The 14183-nt window shown below is 69.8% G+C and carries 13 protein-coding genes; 3 read left to right on the forward strand and 10 right to left on the reverse strand.

All coding sequences use genetic code 11. The features are described from left to right. Window positions 1-30: 30 nt before the first annotated feature. From AB0J93_RS20200 to AB0J93_RS20215, 4 genes are all read right to left on the reverse strand, one after another. Window positions 31-1764: an ABC transporter ATP-binding protein gene (locus tag AB0J93_RS20200; protein ID WP_363923986.1), complete on the reverse strand. Its 1734-nt coding sequence runs from the start codon at window positions 1762-1764 to the stop codon at window positions 31-33. A gap of 161 nt (window positions 1765-1925) precedes the next feature. Further along, window positions 1926-2990 (reverse strand): BMP family ABC transporter substrate-binding protein, encoded by a 1065-nt coding sequence (locus tag AB0J93_RS20205; protein ID WP_363923987.1) that lies wholly within the window; start codon window positions 2988-2990, stop codon window positions 1926-1928. A gap of 278 nt (window positions 2991-3268) precedes the next feature. Next, on the reverse strand, window positions 3269-3610 hold the full coding sequence (locus AB0J93_RS20210) for a hypothetical protein (protein ID WP_363923845.1): 342 nt from the start codon (window positions 3608-3610) through the stop codon (window positions 3269-3271). Between the two features lie 18 nt (window positions 3611-3628). Further along, window positions 3629-4600 (reverse strand): hypothetical protein, encoded by a 972-nt coding sequence (locus AB0J93_RS20215; protein WP_363923846.1) that lies wholly within the window; start codon window positions 4598-4600, stop codon window positions 3629-3631. A 102-nt stretch (window positions 4601-4702) separates the two neighbouring features. Here AB0J93_RS20215 and AB0J93_RS20220 point away from each other — a divergent pair, with 102 nt between their 5' ends. Next, window positions 4703-5299: a TetR/AcrR family transcriptional regulator gene (locus tag AB0J93_RS20220; protein WP_363923847.1), complete on the forward strand. Its 597-nt coding sequence runs from the start codon at window positions 4703-4705 to the stop codon at window positions 5297-5299. A 57-nt stretch (window positions 5300-5356) separates the two neighbouring features. On the opposite strand, the gene AB0J93_RS20225 is transcribed toward AB0J93_RS20220, so the two are convergent. The 3 genes from AB0J93_RS20225 to AB0J93_RS20235 all read right to left on the reverse strand — a co-directional run bounded on the left by AB0J93_RS20225 (window position 5357) and on the right by AB0J93_RS20235 (window position 8701). Then, entirely contained in the window at window positions 5357-6274 is a 918-nt protein-coding gene (locus AB0J93_RS20225) for a sugar ABC transporter permease (protein WP_363923848.1), read from the reverse strand. A 1-nt stretch (window position 6275) separates the two neighbouring features. Next, window positions 6276-7292: a sugar ABC transporter permease gene (locus AB0J93_RS20230; RefSeq protein WP_363923849.1), complete on the reverse strand. Its 1017-nt coding sequence runs from the start codon at window positions 7290-7292 to the stop codon at window positions 6276-6278. A 104-nt stretch (window positions 7293-7396) separates the two neighbouring features. After that, window positions 7397-8701, reverse strand: a complete 1305-nt coding sequence (locus tag AB0J93_RS20235; protein ID WP_363923850.1) for an extracellular solute-binding protein — start codon at window positions 8699-8701, stop codon at window positions 7397-7399. 329 nt (window positions 8702-9030) lie between these two features. On the opposite strand from AB0J93_RS20235, the gene AB0J93_RS20240 reads away from it, so the two are divergent. Both AB0J93_RS20240 and AB0J93_RS20245 read left to right on the forward strand, forming a co-directional pair. Further along, entirely contained in the window at window positions 9031-10119 is a 1089-nt protein-coding gene (locus tag AB0J93_RS20240) for a LacI family DNA-binding transcriptional regulator (protein ID WP_357581464.1), read from the forward strand. A gap of 168 nt (window positions 10120-10287) precedes the next feature. Further along, window positions 10288-11919: a glycoside hydrolase family 13 protein gene (locus tag AB0J93_RS20245; RefSeq protein WP_363923851.1), complete on the forward strand. Its 1632-nt coding sequence runs from the start codon at window positions 10288-10290 to the stop codon at window positions 11917-11919. Between the two features lie 164 nt (window positions 11920-12083). Here the strand turns inward: AB0J93_RS20245 and AB0J93_RS20250 are convergent, their stop codons facing one another. From AB0J93_RS20250 to AB0J93_RS20260, 3 genes are all read right to left on the reverse strand, one after another. Then, entirely contained in the window at window positions 12084-12521 is a 438-nt protein-coding gene (locus tag AB0J93_RS20250; RefSeq protein WP_363923852.1) for a hypothetical protein, read from the reverse strand. 73 nt (window positions 12522-12594) lie between these two features. Continuing rightward, complete coding sequence (locus AB0J93_RS20255; RefSeq protein WP_363923853.1) at window positions 12595-13518, reverse strand: YhjD/YihY/BrkB family envelope integrity protein; 924 nt, start codon at window positions 13516-13518, stop codon at window positions 12595-12597. A 62-nt stretch (window positions 13519-13580) separates the two neighbouring features. After that, window positions 13581-14150 carry a 2'-5' RNA ligase family protein gene (locus AB0J93_RS20260; protein ID WP_363923854.1) on the reverse strand — a complete coding sequence of 190 codons (570 nt, stop codon included), beginning with the start codon at window positions 14148-14150 and terminating at the stop codon, window positions 13581-13583. Window positions 14151-14183: the final 33 nt, after the last annotated feature.

Consider the following 14183-nt stretch of genomic DNA (forward strand, 5'->3'; position numbering starts at 1 on the left):
CAGGGCCGCCGTGCCTGATGGTTCGCTCGCTCATCGGTCCTTCTCGTCCTCGCTACCTGGACCCTCGGGGGCAGGTGCCACGCCGTCGGTGGTGGCGGCCACGTCCCGGTCGGTGGTTGCCGGGGTACCGGTGTCGGACACGACGTCCGCGTCGGTGGTGGCCACCACGTCCGGGTCGGTGGTCGCGGTCGGCGCGGACCCGTCCTGCGGGGAACCACCCGTCGCGTCCGGGGTGATGCCGGCCATCAGCAGGCCGATCTCCTCGCGGGGGGTGTCCGGCCCCACCACGCCGATGATCCGCCCGCGATACATCACCGCGATCCGGTCGGCCAGCCCGATCACCTCGTCGAGTTCGCTGGAGACCACAAGCACGGCGGTGCCGGCGTCGCGCTCGTGGACGACCCGGCTGTGGATGAACTCGATCGAGCCGACGTCCACCCCCCGGGTCGGCTGGGCGGCGATGAACAGCTTCAGCGGTCGGGACAGCTCCCGAGCCACGATCACCTTCTGCTGGTTGCCGCCGGAGAGGGTGCCGACCGGCGCATCGGCCGACGAGGTACGTACGTCGAACTGCTCGATCCGTTCCCGCGCCGACCTGTTGATCTCGTCCGGCCGCAGGGACAGGCCCCGGCCGAAGGGCGGCCGGTCGTACATGTCCAGCACCAGGTTCTCGGCGACGGTGAACTCCTTGACCAGGCCGTCGACGCTGCGGTCCTCCGGCACGTAGCCGACGCCCGCCCGGAGCACCTTCTTGGTCGACCAGCCGTCGACCCGCTGCCCGGCCAAAGTGATCGTGCCGGCGAGCACCGGGCGCAGCCCCATGATCGCTTCGATCAGCTCGGTCTGTCCGTTGCCCTGCACACCCGCGACACCGAGCACCTCGCCCGCGCGTACGGTCAGGTCGACGCCGTCCACGGCCCGGACCTGACGGTCGTCGTCGACGACCAGGCCGGAAAGCTCCAGGACGGGCTCGCCCGGGGTGGCCGGGGTCTTGTCCACGGTGAGCCGGACGGTGCGGCCGACCATCAGCGCGGCCAACTCGTCCCGGCTGGCCTCGGGCGAGGCCGTACCCACGGTCTTCCCGCGCCGGATCACCGTGATCCGGTCGGCGATCGCCTTGACCTCGCCGAGCTTGTGGGTGATGAAGACGATCGACTTGCCGGCCGCCTTGAGCGACCGCATCACGGTGAGCAGTTCCTCGGTTTCCTGCGGGGTGAGCACGGCGGTTGGCTCGTCCAGGATGAGCAGGTCGACGTCCCGGGTGAGCGCCTTGACGATCTCCACCCGCTGCTGGACGCCGACCGGCAGGTCCTCGATCACCGCGTCCGGGTCGACCCGCAGGTTGTACCGCTCGGAGACCTCGGCGACCTCGCGTCGGGCGCGGCGCCGGTCCAGGAACCCGGTGATGCCGCCGCGCACCTGCTCGGCGCCGAGCATGATGTTCTCGGTGACGGTGAAGACGGGCACCAGCATGAAGTGCTGGTGCACCATGCCGATGCCGGCCGCGATCGCGTCGGAGGGGCCGCGCAGCCTCAGCGGCTTGCCGTCGACCAGGATCTCGCCCTCGTCGGGCTGGTAGAGCCCGTACAACACGTTCATCAGGGTCGACTTGCCCGCGCCGTTCTCGCCGAGCAGGGCGTGGATCTCTCCAGGCTCCACCGTCAGGTCGATGTGGTCGTTGGCGACCAGATCACCGAACCGCTTGGTGATGCCGCGCAGTTCGAGTCTCAGCGCAACCTCCTGGAGTGCGAAGCGATGGTGCAGCGTAGCTGCTGGCGAGCGGGCCCGGCGTCGGCCGGACCGGTGGCGCGGACCGGCCGCTGCGGCACGGCGGGTCTCCCCCGTGCCGCAGCGGCCGGATCAGGTGTGGCTCTGCTCGCCGGCCGCCCCCGGTGATCGTCTCACCGGGGGCGGCCGGCGATGGGTCACTTCGGCTGGGCGGCCGACTCGACCTTGACGGTGCCGGCGGCGATGTCCGCCTTCAGCTTGTCGACCTCGGCCTTCAGCTCGGCCGGGACCTTGCTGTCGAAGTCGTGGTACGGGGCGATCGAAACGCCGTCGTTGGCCAGGGTGCCGATGAAGCCCGGGTCCGCCTGGAGCTGCTCGCCACCAGCGGCCTTGAGCACGGCCTCCTTGACCGCGCCCGGGATGTTCTTCACCACGGTGGTGATGATCGCCGGGCAGTTCGGGGTGCTCTCACAGCCGTCGACGTCCACCCAGATGGTGTTGTACTTGCCACCCGAGGCCTGGGCCGCACCGGTGGTGCCGAGGCCGGCGCCGCCGGCCACCGGCATGATGATGTCCGCGCCCTGGGCGACAAGCGCGTCGCTTACCTTCTTGCCCTCGTCCTGCTTGACGAAGTCGTTGGTGAAGGAGCCGTTCTGGGTCTCCTTGTTCCACCCGAGGACCTGGACGTTCTTGCCCTTGGCCTCGTTGTAGTAGGCGACCCCGTCGGCGTAGCCGTCCATGAAGATGGTCACCGGCGGGATCTTCAGGCCGCCGTAGGTGCCGACCTTGCCGCTCTCGGTCATGCCGGCGGCGACGTAGCCGGCCAGGAAGCCGGCCTGGGCGGTGTCGAACTGCATCGGGTAGACGTTGGAAACGCCCGGGTCGGCGTCGACGATGCCGAACTGCTGGTCCGGGTTCGCCTCAGCGATCGCCTTGGTCGCGTCGCCCATCAGGCCACCGACCGCCAGGATGAAGTTGCAGTCCTGGTTGACGTACTGGGTCAGGTTCGGCTCGTAGTCCGCCTCGGCCTTGGAGGCGACGTACTTGATGTCGATGTTGTCGTTCTCCGCCTTCGCGTCCTCCAGGCCCTTCCAGGCGGAGGCGTTGAACGACTTGTCGTCGATGCCGCCGACGTCGGTGACCATACAGGCGGTGTACTTCTCGCCGCCGGAGCCGGCGTTGTTGTCCTCATCCGGAGCCTCGCCACAGGCGGCGGCGCTCAGTACGAGCCCACCCGCCGCGATGATCGAGGCGATCCGCATCCCACGCACCGAGCGCAAGACGTCTCCTTCCCATTGCACACCGCGTGGTACGCGGTGGCAGCCCTTGAGCCGGCCTGCGCCTTGCCGCCGGCGTCCCACGTTACGGGAGCAGAGCGTACGCCCGCGCCCACCTGCCGACCGACAATCGTGCAGGACTGTTGGAGCCCTGTTACCCCTACGTAATGCTTGGGTGGGGCACATCACTCAGGGTGCCGGCAGGCGGGCGCACTCGCGTCGGAAAAGCCCCTTTTTTCCCCGCTCGGCGCGGTGGTCGCCGGCTATCGCCAGAAGACCGCCACGGCCGCGTTGAGCAGGGTCAATCCCACGACGGCGAGGAAGTGCCCCCGGTTGACCTCGGCCCGCTTACGGGAGAAGAAGACCATGACGAAGATCAGCAGGGCGAGCACCAGCTTTGTCACAAGCTTCGCGGGTGCCGGCTCGTCGCCGTCGCGCAGTGGCGCGCTCAGGCCGATGCCGGTCAGCAACTGGATCACCGAACCCCACAGCATGGCGGCGTTGATCCGGATCTTGCCACTGAGATACTGCGCGATCGCGCCGCCGAGCAGCAACGCGAACCCGATCAGATGGACGTAGAGGAGGATGAGTCGAAGTGCTTCCACCCGACCCATCCTGCCCTATCAACGACGGTTCGTAGTAGAGGCATCCGGGTGAATCCGGGAGGCCACCAGCACCAACGCCAGCCCGACCACCGCGTAGCCGGCCAGCACGACGATCGGGCGACCGGCGCCGGCGCCGTCGAAGAACGCGACCGAGCGCAGCAGTGTGCCGCCGGCGCCCACCGGCAGCCACTGGCCGAGCGCGCCCCACGGCTGCGGCAGCAACTCCGGCGCGGCGCCGACCGCGGAGAGCGGGTTGCCGATCAGGAAGACCAGCAGCGCGCCCAGCCCGATGCCGGGTCGTCCGAGGAGCGCGCCGAGGCCGGCCACGACGGCCGACGCGGCCAGGGCGAACAGGCCGATGGCGGCGCCCTCGGCGAGCCAGTCCCCGGCGATGACGCCCAGCCAGCCATGCAGGACCACCACGCCCACCAGACCCGCCAGTACGCCGGTCGCGGCCAGCCCGACCAGGCGCGCCAGGCCGCCGGCAACCAGCAGCACGAGCAACGCACCGGCGAGCAGGCTCGTCATTGCCAGGGGCAGGAAACCGGCGGCGAACCCCGCACCCCGGGGATCGTCGGGGGTGGTCGGCACCATCTCGACCACCGCGACCGGCCGCCCTCCGCCCAACTGGCCGGCCGCCTCGGTGAGCAGTGCGGCAACCGTGGGACTGGCGGCCGACGCGGTGTGCAGGGCGACGCCGTCGGCTCCGATCACGAACGCGCCGTAGACCTCCCGGTCGCGCAGCGCCCGGTCGGCCGCCTCCGCGTCGGGCAGCGTGGTCAGCGAGAAGGCTCCGGGACGCGCGGCGGCGAGCCGCCTGACCGTCTCGGCCACGGCGGGCGCCGGGCCGGCGACGGCGACCGGCAGGTCACGCGGGGCCAGGTTCGCCGCCGGAGCCGCGAACAGGGGTACGAGCAGCGCCTGCCCGGTGACCGCGAGGGCGGCGACGAGGACGGCTAGCAGCAGGGGTGACCGGTTCCTGGTCGACATCGCTCCACTCTCCCAAAACGAACGCTCGTTCTTTATTGACCCCAGGCTCCTCCCGCTCATCGATTCCTGTCAAGAACGAACGCTCGTTCTACGATGTAACCCGTGCCACGTGTCTCGGAGGAACACCTCGCCGCCCGCCGCCGCCAGATCGTCGACGCGGCGCGCCGTTGCTTCCTGCGCGAGGGTTTCCACCGCACGACGATGCAGGACGTGATCGCCGAGGCCGGGCTCTCGGTCGGCGCGGTCTACCGCTACTTCCCGAGCAAGGCGTCCCTGATCAGCGCCATCGCCGAGGAGACCATCGGCGGCGCCGAACAGGTCCTCGACGAGTTGGCCCGGCAGGATCCACCGCTACCCCTGGACAAGGCGCTGGAGTACGCGCTGGCCTACATGGAGAACCAGGCCGGCGACGAGGGGATGCTGCGGATCGCGATCCAGGTGTGGGGCGAGGCGCAACGGGACCCGGCACTGGGCGAGTTCGCAGCGAGCAGGTACACCAAGCTTCGCGGCCACTTCGAGGTGCTGGTCAGAAGGGCACAGGAAGCCGGCGAGCTACCCGCCGACGCCGACCCGGCGGCCGTGGCCGCGGCCCTGTTCGGCCTCTTGCCGGGCTGGTTCCTGCAACGCATCATCACCGGCGGCCCCGATGTGGCGACCTACCTCTCCGGCGTCCGCGTCCTGTTCGGCCGGCAACGCTGACCACCACCGTCGACGCGGGCGGGCGCAGTTGACGGCGCCCGCCCGCGCCCCGGCTGATCAGCCCTTCGTGCCGCCGGCGGTCAGGCCGGAGACCAGGTGCTTCTGGGCGAAGAAGAAGACCAGTCCGGCCGGCAGGGTGACCAGCACGGCCGCGGCGGTCAGGTACTCCCACTGCGGATTGAACTGCGGCACGAACTGCTGGAGCCCGTACGCGAGGGTGAACTTGTTGTCGGTCTGGATGAAGGCCGACGCGTACGCCACCTCACCCCACGCGGTGAGGAAGGTGTAGAAGGCGGTGACCGCCACGGCCGGGCGGGCCAGCGGCAGCACCACCCGCCAGAACGTGGCGAACGGGCCAGCCCCGTCCAGCGCCGCCGCCTCGTCCAGCGAGGTCGGGATGGAGTCGAAGTAGCCCTTCAACATCCAGGCGCAGAACGGCACCGCGATGGTCAGGTACGCGATGATCAGCGCAGGCATCGTGTTGATCAGCCCCAGCCGGGCCATGATCGTGTAGATCGGGACGATCAGGATGGCCACCGGGAACATCTGGGTGACCAGGAAGACCATCATCAGCGGCCGACGGCCCGGAAAGTTGAACCGGGACACCGCGTACCCGGTGGTGGCCGACAGGAAGATGCCGATGCTCATGGTGAAGGCCGCGACGATCACCGAGTTCAGGAACCACCTGGGGAAGCTCGTCTCGGTCAGCACGTAGCTGTAGTTGGCCAGCGTGGTGTCCCGGAACAGGGTCAGCTCGCTGCTCTGGATCGCGTACCCGGGCTTCAGCGAGGAGAGCAGCACCCAGACGATCGGGCCGATCGCGATCAACGAGGCCAGCATCAGGGTGCCGTGCAGCAGGACGGACCGCACCCGGCTGCGCCCGCCGCGTCCGGGCCGTTTCGCCGCGCGGATGCCGGCCAACGCCGGGCCTGCCGCCGCCGGGGCCGCCGGCGGTGGCGACGTCACCTGGCTCATGTCACCACACCTCGCCTTGCTTGCGCAGCGCCCGCCGGTAGAACACCGAGAACACCAGCAGGATGGACAGGATCAGTACGCCGTAGGTCGAGGCCAGCGAGTAGTTACGGATGCCCTCGAAGGCGGCCCGGTAGGCACCGGTCACCAGGATCTCGCTCTGCCCGGCCGGCTGCCCCTCGGTCACCAGGAAGATGATCGGGAACATGTTGAACGTCCAGATGGTGCCGAGCAGGATCACGGTCATGCTTACCGGCCGCAGGCCGGGCAGGGTGATGTTCTTGAACCGCTGCCAGGCGGAGGCGCCGTCGATCTCGGCCGCCTCGTACAACTCCGACGGGATGGTCTGCATGCCACCGAGCAGCGCCACCATCATGAACGGCACGCCGAGCCAGATGTTGGTGACGATGGCGGTGAGCAGCGCCGTCCACCGGTCGGCGAACCAGGACACCGGGTCGATGCCGACCGCGGTGAGCAGCGCGTTGGCCAGGCCGAAGCGCTCGTTGAAGATGAACTTCCAGGCGAACGCGCTGACGAAGGCCGGCACCGCCCAGGGCAGCACGAGCAGCACCCGGTAGAGACCCCGGAACCGCATCGGGCGGTTGAGCATGGTGGCCAGGCCGAGGCCGAGGCCGAAGTGGAAGGCCACGCAGACGAAGGTCCAGATCAGCGTGGTGCCGGTCCACTGCCAGAACTCGCCCACCTCACCGGTGAGCACCCGGACGTAGTTGTCCAGCCCGACGAACTCCCACTTGTTCGGGTTGTCGGCACAGACCTCGCTCCCGGTGATCGACTTGGTGCAGATCTCGGCGACCTGGTTCGCCTCGTTGAGGTTGGTGAAGGAGAGCCAGATCCCGCGGAACAGCGGGTAGAAGATCAGAACCGCCAGGACGATGACGACGGGCAGCACCATCGCCCAGGCGTACCAGTGCTTCTCCCAGCTGCGACGCAGCCGGGAGGGACGAGCGGATCGGCCGGACGGCGTCGAGGGCGGCGCCGGGTCGGCTGTCACGGTGGTCATCAGCTGCGCTCCAGGAGGGGAGGTCCGGCAGGGCCCCGTGACCGGGTACGGTCACGCGACCCTGCCGGGTGCCGAGAGGTCACCGGCCGGAGCCGGCGGTGAGGTCAGTTCTCGTAGGAGGGGACGACCTCGGCCTTGTACTTCTTCGCGACGGTGTCCAGCGCGGCCTTCGGGTCCTTGTTCTGGATCAGGACCTCGGTGGCCATCTGGTCGAGCGGGCCGAAGAACTGACCGGCCTCGGGGATCCACGGGCGGCCCACCCCGGCCTCCACGACCGGCTGGAACGCGGCGACGGTCGCGTTGTTCTTGACCGCGTCGAGGTCGTACGCCGAGGTGCGGGTCGGCAGCAGGCCCAGCTTCTCCGACAGGAACGCCTGCGACTCGGCGGAGCTCATGAACTTGACGAACGCGACGGCGGCGTCGACCTTCTCCTGCGGCATGCCGGACCAGATCACGTAGTTGTGGCCGCCGACCGGGCCACCGGCCTTGGCCGAGCCACCCGGCACCGGTGCGATGCCCAGGTTCTCCAGGCCGCCGAAGCCCGGCGCCTGCTGGACGTTGTTGACCTCCCACGGCCCGTTGATGATCATGGCGACCTTCTTCTCCTTGAAGAGGGTCATCATGGTGCCGTAGGCGTCGTTGGCGGACGGCTTGGCGGCCGCACCGCTGTCGATCAGGTCCTTGGCGATCGCCAGTCCGGCCGCGTTCTGCTCCGAGTTGATGACGATCTTCTTGCTCGCGGTGTCGACCAGGTCGCCACCCTCGCCGTACATGAAGGGCAGTAGGAAGTAGCCGGCCGGGTTGATGTAGACACCCTCGGCGTCGGTCTTCTCCTTGACGGTCTGCGCCGCGGTCTTCAGCTCGGCCCAGGTCTTCGGGGGCGCACTGATGCCGGCCTGGCTCAGCAGCTCCTTGTTGTACATCAGGGCCAGGCTGTCGGTGACCTGGGGAACGCCGTAGGTCTTGCCGTCGAACTTGTTGGAGGCGAGCGGGGTCTCCAGGAAGTCGGACTCGTCGGCGAGCAGCTCGGAGCCGTCCAGCGCGTACAGGTAGCCCAGCGAGGCGAACTCGGGCACCCAGGCGACCTCGGCCCGCAGGATGTCCGGGGCGCCGGTCCTGGCCTGCGCGGCGGTCTTGAACTTGTTCTGCGCCTCACCGAACGGGACCGACTGGTAGTTGATCTTGACATTCGGGTAGGTCTGGTTGAACTTGGCGATCAACTCCTGGAACGCCGGACCCTCGTTCTTCGGATCCGAGGTGTCCCACCAGGTCAGTTCTGCGGTGAGGGAAGCGGGGTCGACCGCCGGCTGCTCCTCGCCCGCCTTGTCGTCCTCCCCGCCGCATGCGGCGACGGAAAGGGCGAGAGTGGCAGCGGCGAGTACGGCGATTCCCCTGGCTGTGCGGCGCATGTTCGCTCCTAAGTTGCCTGCCGGGTAACGGCGGGGACAGTAGCAAGAACTTTCGTAACTAGAAACCCCTTGCGAACACCCCTGCAACAACCGTGCCCCATCCGCAACTTCGACAGCCGACAAGTGTCGCTCTCTGGGCATTTTGCGCCCATCTGCGGTGACCGAACTCCCAACCACAGTCACCCAGCGCACACCGAAGGCACACTCTTCGTTCCGGTAGTGGCCGGCCCGGGCAGGGATCGTGGGCACGCTCCCGACGCCCGCTGCTCGATCCTGCAAGTTCTTGCCGGCTAATGCGCAAGAACTTGGCGGTGAGCTACAGTGCCGCCATGCGCGCTCGCCTGTCCGACATCGCCCAGCAGGCCGACGTCAGCGAGGCCACGGTGTCGCGGGTGCTCAACGACCGCCCCGGCGTGGCACCCGAGACCCGGCAGGCCGTCCTGACCGCCCTCGACGTGCTCGGGTACGAGCGCCCCGCCCGGCTGCGCAAGCGCAGCGCCGGACTGGTCGGCCTGGTGGTCCCGGAGCTGGACAATCCGATCTTCCCGGCGTTCGCCCAGATCATCGAGTCGGCCCTGGCCCCCACCGGCTACACCCCAGTGCTGTGCACCCAGACCCCCGGCGGCGTACGCGAGGACGAGTACGTCGAGATGCTGCTGGACCGGCAGGTCTCCGGGATCGTCTTCGTTTCCGGCCTGCACGCCGACACCGCCGCCGACCACGACCGGTACCGGACCCTGCTCGCCCGCCCGCTGCCGATCGTGATGATCAACGGGTACGCGCCGGGTATCCCGGCGCCCTTCGTCTCCTGTGACGACCGGGAGGCCGCCGAGCTGGCCGTGGCCCACCTGGTGGCCCTGGGCCACCGGCGGATCGGCCTGATCACCGGCCCCGACCGCTTCGTACCGGTACAGCGCAAGGTCAGCGGCTACAAGGCGGCGATGGAGCGCCTCGCCGGTGTCGACGAGGACGAGTTGGCCGAGCTGACCGAGCTGTCGCTGTTCGGCGTCGAGGGTGGCGAGGCGGCGGCCGGTCGGTTGATCGAGCGCGGCGCCACCGGCATCGTCTGCGGCTCCGACCTGATGGCACTCGGTGCCATCCGGGCCGCCCGGCAGCGGGGCATGTCCGTACCGGAGGACCTCTCGGTGGTCGGCTACGACGACTCGCCGCTGATGGCCTTCACCGATCCGCCGCTGACCACCATGCGGCAACCGGTGGCCGCGATGGCGGTGGCCGCGGTACGGGCACTGGTCGACGAGATCAACGGACACGGCGCCCCGCACTCGGAGTACCTGTTCCGGCCGGAGCTGGTGGTGCGTGGGTCCACGGCGGTGGCACGGCAGGACGCCGCGTCCGCTCCGAGCGGTGGCCCGGGCCGGCAACGGCCGGCACCACCCGCACTCGCGGTTCCGGCATGACCGATACGGCGTGACGTAGCCCGCAGCAGGAGCATCACCGACCCTTCTTGCGCAAGAAATGCTTGACTCTTGCAGAGCTGGCGCGGCATTCTTCTCAGACACCCGTGCGTCCCCACCTCGCCAACGCCGGGTGGCCGCCGTCCCGCGCCACAGAACGGGGAACACCCGATGACCGTCAGCACCCCCTCGCCGCTGACCTCCGACGCCGACTGGTGGCGCTCCGCCGTCGTCTACCAGGTCTACGTCCGCAGCTTCGCCGACTCCGACGGCGACGGCATCGGTGACCTCCAGGGCATCCGCGAACGCCTGCCCTACCTGCGCACGCTGGGGGTCGACGCGCTCTGGCTGACCCCCTTCTACACCTCGCCCATGGTCGACGGTGGCTACGACGTCGCCGACTACCGCGACGTGGACCCGATGTTCGGCAACCTCGCCGACTTCGAGGCGATGATCACCGACGCCCACGCGCTTGGCCTGCGGATCATCGTCGACATCGTGCCGAACCACACCTCCGACAAGCACCCCTGGTTCACCGCGGCACTGGCCGCCGCCCCCGGCTCACCCGAACGGGCGCGCTACCTCTTCGCCGACGGCAAGGGCGACAACGGCGAGCAGCCCCCCAACGACTGGGAGAGCATCTTCGGCGGCCCGGCCTGGACCCGGGTCCCCGACGGCCAGTGGTACCTGCACCTGTTCGACCCCGCCCAGCCCGACCTGAACTGGCGGCACCCCGAGGTACGCACCGAATTCGAGGACATCCTCCGCTTCTGGCTGGACCGTGGCGTCGACGGATTCCGGATCGACGTGGCCCACGGCATGATCAAGGCCGACGGACTGCCGGACGTCGGTTTCAACTCGATGACCACCGGCCGCCGGCAGTCTGAGCTGCTCGGCAAGGGCCGGCTGCCCTACTTCGACCAGGACGAGGTGCACGACATCTACCGCGCCTGGCGGCCCATCCTGGACAGCTACCCCGGCGGCCGGATGGCCGTCGCCGAGGCGTGGGCCGAGACACCGCAGCGGCTGGCCCGCTACATCGGCCCGGACGAGCTGCACCAGGCTTTCAGCTTCGACTTCCTCGACGCCACCTGGTCGGCCGACTCGTTCCGCAAGGTGATCGACACGGCGCTTGCCGAATCCACAATCGTCGGCGCCCCGACCACCTGGGTGCTGTCCAACCACGACCGGCAACGGCACGTCACCCGCTACGGCGACGGCGAGATCGGGCTGCGCCGGGCCCGGGCCGCCGCGCTACTGATGCTCGCCCTGCCCGGCTGCGCCTACCTCTACCAGGGTGAGGAACTGGGCCTGCCCGAGGTGCTCGACCTGCCCGACGAGCTGCGTCAGGACCCGGCCTTCCTGCGCACCGGCGAGAGCCGGGACGGCTGCCGGGTGCCGATCCCGTGGAGCGGCGAACTGGCGCCGTACGGCTTCGGACCGGCCGGCAGTGAGCTGAGCTGGCTGCCGGCCCCGACGACCTGGCGTGCCCTCTCGGTGGCCGCGCAGACCGGCACGCCCGGTTCCACTCTGGAGCTGTACCGCGCGGCACTGCGGATCCGCCACACCCATCCGGCGCTGGCCGGCCTCGGCGACATCACCTGGCTGGAGACCGGCCCCGGGGTGCTCGCCTTCCAACGCGAGGCCGGCGACACCGTGCTCACCTGCGTGGTCAACATCAGTGACGCACCCGTGGTGATCGACGGGTACGGCACGCCGCTCGTCGCCAGCGCGACGCTCACCGAACGCGACGGCGGCCACCTGCTGCCCGTCGACGCGGCGGTGTGGTTCGAGCGGTGCTGAGCGGGTAAGCCCCGTCACCGACTCGGCCGTCCGGCGTGCTGCGCGCCGCCGGGCGGCTGGGCACGACCCCTTGTGGTGGGGGGTGCGACGGTGCCGGTGCCCCTGGGGCGATCCCCTCGGGGCACCGGCACCTGGGTTCCGGCCACGGCCGCCGATCGACCGGATCAGCCACTGGTGAGCTGGGCCGCGATCCGGGCGAACCCGGCACGCAGTTCGGCGACGTCCGGCGCCGGCAGCGGGCCGGCTGCCCGGTCGTGCTCGGCCGCCTCCAACTCCTCCTCGTCGATGGTGTCCTCGTAGTCGCCGTAGAGGTCGGCCTGGTCCACCCGCGCCACCTCGTCCTGCGCGGCGAACTGCGCGGCGGCGATCTCCCCCCGGATCTGCTCCACCGACACCGCCGGCACCAGCGGTTCCACCACCGCCATCAGCTGTTCCTCGGCGACCACCGCCTCGGCCAATGCCAACGCGTGCGGTCGCTCGTACGGGCCGCACACCACCGGCTCCCACTCGTCGGCGTCACTGAGCGGACCGAAGGTGATGATCCACGGCAGCTCCAGCATCGGCGAGCCGGCCGGCAGGTCCAACGTCACGAGTGCCCCCACGACCCCATCTTCGTCGGTGTCCGGGCAGGTGGGGGTGGGTTCGGCGGAACGTGCGGCAGGCGGGATCAGCGGCTCAACCCGCGCCGCCCGGCGTCCCGGGATCGGTGTCCAGGTCGAGGTCGACCGGCGGGCGCCGACCGGCCAGGTCCACCGTCCGCCCGCGCCGGCTCGTCGCCGCCAGCGCGGCGCCGAAGAGCACCAGCTGGTTGAGCAGGTAGAGGTAGACCAGCAGCCCGACGGCGGTGGCCACCACCGTGTACGCGGGGTTGTGTTCGACCCGGCCCACCCAGAACCGGCCGACGGTGTTGAGCAGGGTGATGCCGACCGCGACGATCAGCACCACCGGCCGCAGCCGGGACCGGCTCATCCGTACCCGAGGGACCGCGACCAGCAGCAGCGTGGCCAGTACCGCGTTGACCAACACGCTGAGCAGCGCACTGACCGTGGTGAGCGCGAACGAGCCGGTGCTGCGCAGCAGGAACCGCAGCAGCGTCTCCAACGCGTCCACGGCCGCTACCGAGAGGCCGAGGAGCACGAAGACGACAAGCAGCACACCCAGATCGACAAGACGGCGCACGACCAGGTTGCCCGGATGCTGATTGAGCCCGTGGATCAGCCGTTGCGAGGAACGGATCGCCTCCACCCACCCGATCCCGGTCAACACCAGGATCAACAGACCGACCACCCCGGCGGTGCCGCTGCTGTCGGCGACCTGGGTCGGATCGAGGAACGGCAGATTCTCGCCGAGGAACTCCTCCGCCGCCTCGCTCACCTCGTCGTTGTCCTCCAGGACCGCGCCGAAGATCGCGTACGCGACCAGGGCCAGGGCGAAGACCGCGAAGAAGCCGTAGTAGGCGATCGCGGCGGCCAGCCGGCCACCCTGGAGGTCGGTGTAGAGCACCCCGGCACGCCACAGGTGACCGAAGACCCGGGAGCGGCGGCGCGCGGCAGCCAGCCGGCGGTCGACGACCGCCTCGACCCGACCCAGAAGGTTCACGTCGTCATCCTCACCGATCCGTCGTCGCCGCGTCAGAGGTACCCGACGTGCCGGCCGGACGGTCAGCCGCCCAGCCGGAAGTCCCGGCGTGGCTGCCACCGCGCCTGTCCGCTGTGCGAGAAGAGCGTGAAGTGGTCCACCTCGAACATCGCGGAGAAGTCCGCCAGGTCCTCGTACGCCTTGTCCAGCGCCTCCGGCGCGACGTCCTGGGCGACCGTCACATGCGGATGGTAGGGAAACCGAAGCTCCCGGCGTAGCTGCGGGGCAGCATTGATCGCGGCGGCGAGCAGTTCGCACTCGCTGATGCCGGCGGCGACCGCGACGAAGACCACCTGGGTCACCGGCCGGAAGGTGCCGGTGCCGCGCAGATGCAGGCTGAATGGCAGGTGAGCGGCGGCGACCCGGGCGAGGTGCCGCTCCACGGCCGGCAACGCGGTCACCGGGATCTCGGTCGGCCCGAGCAGGGTGACGTGGGCCGGCACCGCGTTCGGGTCACCGGCCTCCACCCGACGCCGGGTCAGCAGGCTGCCCCACGGCTCCGGGATGTCAACCGCGATGCCGATCTGGACGCTGTCACCGACCGCCGGCGCCCCGGTCCCCTGATCCACGCTGCACGCCACCCCTCCGGCCATCGACCCCTGCCCGCACCGCCGCCCTCGCTCGGG

Source organism: Micromonospora sp. NPDC049374, from assembly GCF_040677165.1.
GTDB lineage: Bacteria > Actinomycetota > Actinomycetes > Mycobacteriales > Micromonosporaceae > Micromonospora.

Excerpts from the sequence above, each read along its gene's own strand:
- AB0J93_RS20215 (WP_363923846.1), bottom strand. The coding sequence starts at position 4,600 with ATGTCGACCAGGAACCGGTCACCCCTGCTGCTAGCCGTCCTCGTCGCC.
- AB0J93_RS20230 (WP_363923849.1), bottom strand. The coding sequence starts at position 7,292 with ATGACCACCGTGACAGCCGACCCGGCGCCGCCCTCGACGCCGTCCGGC.
- AB0J93_RS20205 (WP_363923987.1), bottom strand. The coding sequence starts at position 2,990 with ATGCGGATCGCCTCGATCATCGCGGCGGGTGGGCTCGTACTGAGCGCC.
- AB0J93_RS20245 (WP_363923851.1), top strand. The coding sequence starts at position 10,288 with ATGACCGTCAGCACCCCCTCGCCGCTGACCTCCGACGCCGACTGGTGG.
- AB0J93_RS20225 (WP_363923848.1), bottom strand. The coding sequence starts at position 6,274 with ATGAGCCAGGTGACGTCGCCACCGCCGGCGGCCCCGGCGGCGGCAGGC.
- AB0J93_RS20240 (WP_357581464.1), top strand. The coding sequence starts at position 9,031 with ATGCGCGCTCGCCTGTCCGACATCGCCCAGCAGGCCGACGTCAGCGAG.
- AB0J93_RS20260 (WP_363923854.1), bottom strand. The coding sequence starts at position 14,150 with ATGGCCGGAGGGGTGGCGTGCAGCGTGGATCAGGGGACCGGGGCGCCG.
- AB0J93_RS20235 (WP_363923850.1), bottom strand. The coding sequence starts at position 8,701 with ATGCGCCGCACAGCCAGGGGAATCGCCGTACTCGCCGCTGCCACTCTC.